This window comes from Actinosynnema sp. NPDC059335, from assembly GCF_042752395.1.
In the GTDB taxonomy this organism is placed as follows: domain Bacteria; phylum Actinomycetota; class Actinomycetes; order Mycobacteriales; family Pseudonocardiaceae; genus Actinosynnema.
The window spans coordinates 2878-6652 of record NZ_JBHYXZ010000262.1 but is presented as its reverse complement, the minus strand read 5'-3'; the positions used below and the strand labels follow the sequence as shown (position 1 = coordinate 6652).

Sequence of the window (3775 nt, the reverse complement as noted above, 5' to 3'; positions counted from 1 at the left end):
GCGCCCCGGCGCCGCGCGGCGCGCCGGCCCCGGCCCCGGGGTCGCGGAGGCCGGACCGGGCGGTCAGTAGTCGTCGGCCGCCTGGCCGCGGCCCACGGCCTCGGCCCGGATCTCCTCCTCGCGCGACAGCGTGTCCGGGTCGGCGCGCACCAGTTCCTCCGGCTGGTCGGTGCGCACCAACTCCGGCTCGTCCTGCGAGATCGCGTCGGCGTCGAAGCTCGCCACGTCCTCGCCGGGCTCCGACGGATCGCCCAGGTCCGACGGCTCGCCCCGGTCGACCGGTTCGGGCGCGGGCGCGCCGGGCTCGACGTCGGGCTGCTCCTCGGCGAGCCGCTGGTCCAGCGGGCGGGGGTGGGACTCCTCCCACGGCGTCATGCCGTACTTGGTCACGCCGGACCAGTGCTCGGGCGGGTCCATCCCCGCCTCCAGCGGGTCCTTGCGGAGGCGGTCCTCGTCCAGGTCCTCGGCGCTGTTCAACGCCGCCGGGTCGTCCTCGACGGCGTCGGGCGACCCGGTGCCCTGGGGGTCGGCGTACGAGTTCAGGTCTTCAGCGCTCATGGCGCTCGTGTACCCCGAACGGCGGTTCCGGAACCCGCTTCCGCCGGAGGTCGGACGCGACGGCCGGACCACCGGCGGGATCGACGGGGCGGGGCGCTGTCGCCCGTGGTCAGCCCCGGCAGTGGTCAGCTGCGGCAGCGTCGGCCACGGTAGTGGTCGGCTGCGGCAGCGTCAGCCGCGGTAGTGGTCGGCCAGCGCGGCGAAGGCTGCCTTCGGTTCCCACGGCAGGTCCGGGTAGGTGTCGCCGTTGCGGCCCTCGAGGACCTTGACGACGCCGAAGCTCGCCAGGTCGAGGTCGCGCCTCGGGTCGTCCGGGCGGTGCGGGTGGCTGTAGAGGGCGAAGAGGTACGCGAAGGCGCTGTCCACCCCCTCGGCGTCGAAGATCTCCAGCAGCTCGCGCAGGTAGGCGGCCTGGCCCTCCTCGTCGCGGACGTAGTCGCCGGTCAGGCGGACCGGGTTGCCGGCCTCGTCGTGCTCGACGATCTCCATGCTGCGCGGGGCCACGTCGCCCGAGCCGCGCCAGGTGGCGGTGCCGAACCCGGTGATCGCGACCGGCTTGCCCTGCGCCACGAGCCCGCGCACCGCTTCCCGGTACCGGTCGGCGACCTCCGCGGAGCGGATCAGCTCGACCGACACGATGTCGAACAACGCCCAGTCGACCCGCTCGAACGGGATGCAGGCGTAGGTCACCCGGCCACCGAACCGCGCGCGGACCGCGGGGACGGCCTCGCGGAGGAAGTCGTCGAGGCGGGCGCCCGCCTCGGCCATCCGCTCGGCCCGGCCCTCCGGCCGGCTCAGCAGCAGCTCCAACCGCCGCTCCAGGGTCTCGCCGGGCAGGAAGCCCCGGTTCATGATGCTCAGTTCGACGCCGGCGACGAACACCACCTCGGCCCCGTCCCGCCGGAGTCGTTCCGCCCGCTGCGCGCAGTCGGTGAACAGCGACAGCACCTCCGCGCTCGTCAGGTCGAGCGGGTACGGCGAGAACCACACCTCCAGCCCCAGGTCGGCGGCGCACCGGGAGGCCAGTTCCAGCCGCTCGGGATCGCCGCCCACGACGTGCACGGCGGTGCAGTGCAGGTCGTCGCGGATGATGGTCAGCTCGCGCCGCACGACGTCCGGGTCGAAGCTCTCGCGGGAGTTGCGACCGTTGGTCACGAAGCCCGTGTCGTACGCGATCCCCTTGCCACGCATCGGCTCGGTCCTTCCTCGTCTCTGTGGTGCCACCGAGGCTAGGCGGAAAAAGTGCGTGCACGCAAGTTTGCGCGGACGCACCTCAAGCTGGGATGCTGGCCGCGTGACGACACGGCGGACCGGGCTGCGCGAACGGAAGAAGCAGGCCACCAGGGAGGCGTTGCGCGAGGCGGCGCTGCGACTGGCCCTGGAACGCGGACCCGAGAACGTGCGCGTGGACGACATCGCCGAGGCGGCCGGCGTCTCGCCGAGGACCTACAACAACTACTACTCCAGCCGGGAGCAGGCGATCGTCGCCGCCGTCACCGCCGAGCGGGAGGCCGGGATCGCCGCGGCGGTGGCCGCGCGCCCCGTCGGCGACCGTCTCGCCCACGCGGTGGTCGAGGCGATCGTGGCGCAGTACACCGACCCGGGCGAGCGGCACCGCGACGCGTTGCTGCTGATCACCACGCGTCCCGCGCTGCGCCACGCGTTCGTCGGCACCGCGGGCGCGATCGAGCACCCCCTCGCCGAGGCGATCGCCCACCGCCTGGGCGACACCGACTCCGACACGCCGCGGGTCCTGGCGGCGAGCGTCGCCGCCGCGGTCGGGATCGCGCTCGAACGCTGGGCCCGGCCCGGCTCAGCGGCCGGCGGGCTCGTCGTGCCGGCCGGCTCGCTGCCCGACCTGATCCGCACCACCCTCGCACCGCTCGTGCCGGCGCTCGACGCCGCCGAGGACCGGGCGCGGCGGAACCCGTCCGGGTGACGGAACGCCCGACGACGCGCACCGACCGGCCAGGCACGCGCGGCACGGCAGGCACGGTCCAGCACAGCCGGGGAGGCACGGTGCGCCCGGCACGGGCACGGGCATGGCATGCAAGTCGCGCACGGCAGGCGCGGCCGGGAAGGCGCGGTCGGGAAGGCGCGATCAGGGAGGCGCGATCAGGGAGGCGCGGCCGGGAAGGCAAGGCCAGGAGGCGCGGCGCGGCCGGGTCGCGCGGTGGCGGTCGCACGGAAAACCCGTGCACCCACCCGGCCGACTCCTGCTACCGTCCGGGTGACCGTTGACCGTGGAGGAAGCCATGGCTGCCCGGAGCCTCGCACCGGGCCACCGCACCGAGGCCGCATGACGGCCCGGGTCGCCCGGTGACATCGCCCTGACCAGAGCCGATGCACCACAGGGAGCTTCCCCATGTCCGAAAAACCCTCGTCCACCTGGTACGTGGACTTCTTCACCGAACTGCCCAACGAGTTCTGGCGGCGCGCCGTGCCGCCGGAGGTCACCGTCGAGGAAGTGGACTTCGTCGAGCGACGCCTGGGCCTCGCGCCGCGCTCGCGCGTCCTGGACGTGCCGTGCGGCAGCGGGCGGCACAGCCTGGAGTTCGCCCGGCGCGGGCACCGCGTGACCGGGGTCGACCTGTCCGCGGAGGCGATCGGGCACGCCCGGCGCGCCGCCGCGGGCCTCGACGTCGAGTTCGTCCACGCCGACATGCGGGACGTCCCGCGCGACGGCGGGTTCGACGCCGCGGTCTGCCTCGGCAACAGCTTCGGCTACCTGGAGCCGGACGGACTGCGGCGGTTCGCGGCCGCGCTGGCCGACGCCGTCCGGCCCGGCGGCGGCCTGGTCGTCGACGTCGCCACGGCCGCCGAGTCGGTGCTGCCCGGCTTCCGGGCCGAGCCGCGGACCATGCGGACCGGCGACATCACCGTCCTCGCGACCAGCGAATACGACGTCGCCGGGAGCCGCCTGCTCAGCCGTTACCGGTTCACCCGCGGCCCGGAGGAACTCGACGTGACCGCGGTCCACCACGTGCACACGGTGGCGCAGGTGCTCGACCTGTTGTCGGTCAACGGGTTCGGCGACTTCGGGCTGTTCGCCGGCCCGACGGGCGAACCGTACGCGGTCGGCGACGGGCGACTCCTCGTCACCGCACGTCGATCGTCCTGAGTGGACGGGCGGGCGGCGGGGCCCCCGGCGCGCCGCCGCCCCGTGTGCCACCCGACACACACGCACCACCGCCACGCCCCCCAAACCTACAACACA

General features: G+C 74.5%; 4 protein-coding genes. 2 read left to right on the top strand and 2 right to left on the bottom strand.

Annotation, left to right across the window (positions count from 1 at the left end; translation table 11 throughout):
- Nucleotides 1–63: 63 nt before the first annotated feature.
- Nucleotides 64–558: a hypothetical protein gene (locus tag ACFXGA_RS39015; RefSeq protein ID WP_378097861.1), complete on the bottom strand. Its 495-nt coding sequence runs from the start codon at nt 556–558 to the stop codon at nt 64–66.
- Nucleotides 559–729: 171 nt separating this feature from the next.
- Nucleotides 730–1749 carry a hypothetical protein gene (locus ACFXGA_RS39010; protein ID WP_378097859.1) on the bottom strand — a complete coding sequence of 340 codons (1020 nt, stop codon included), beginning with the start codon at nt 1747–1749 and terminating at the stop codon, nt 730–732.
- A gap of 103 nt (nt 1750–1852) precedes the next feature.
- Here ACFXGA_RS39010 and ACFXGA_RS39005 point away from each other — a divergent pair, with 103 nt between their 5' ends.
- Both ACFXGA_RS39005 and ACFXGA_RS39000 read left to right on the top strand, forming a co-directional pair.
- Nucleotides 1853–2497: a TetR/AcrR family transcriptional regulator gene (locus ACFXGA_RS39005; protein ID WP_378097856.1), complete on the top strand. Its 645-nt coding sequence runs from the start codon at nt 1853–1855 to the stop codon at nt 2495–2497.
- A gap of 426 nt (nt 2498–2923) precedes the next feature.
- Nucleotides 2924–3679, top strand: coding sequence for an SAM-dependent methyltransferase (locus ACFXGA_RS39000; RefSeq protein ID WP_378097853.1), 756 nt, complete (start codon nt 2924–2926; stop codon nt 3677–3679).
- Nucleotides 3680–3775 lie beyond the last annotated feature (96 nt).

Coding starts and splice junctions, on each gene's coding strand:
- ACFXGA_RS39010 (WP_378097859.1), bottom strand. CDS start 1,749: ATGCGTGGCAAGGGGATCGCGTACGACACGGGCTTCGTGACCAACGGT.
- ACFXGA_RS39015 (WP_378097861.1), bottom strand. CDS start 558: ATGAGCGCTGAAGACCTGAACTCGTACGCCGACCCCCAGGGCACCGGG.
- ACFXGA_RS39000 (WP_378097853.1), top strand. CDS start 2,924: ATGTCCGAAAAACCCTCGTCCACCTGGTACGTGGACTTCTTCACCGAA.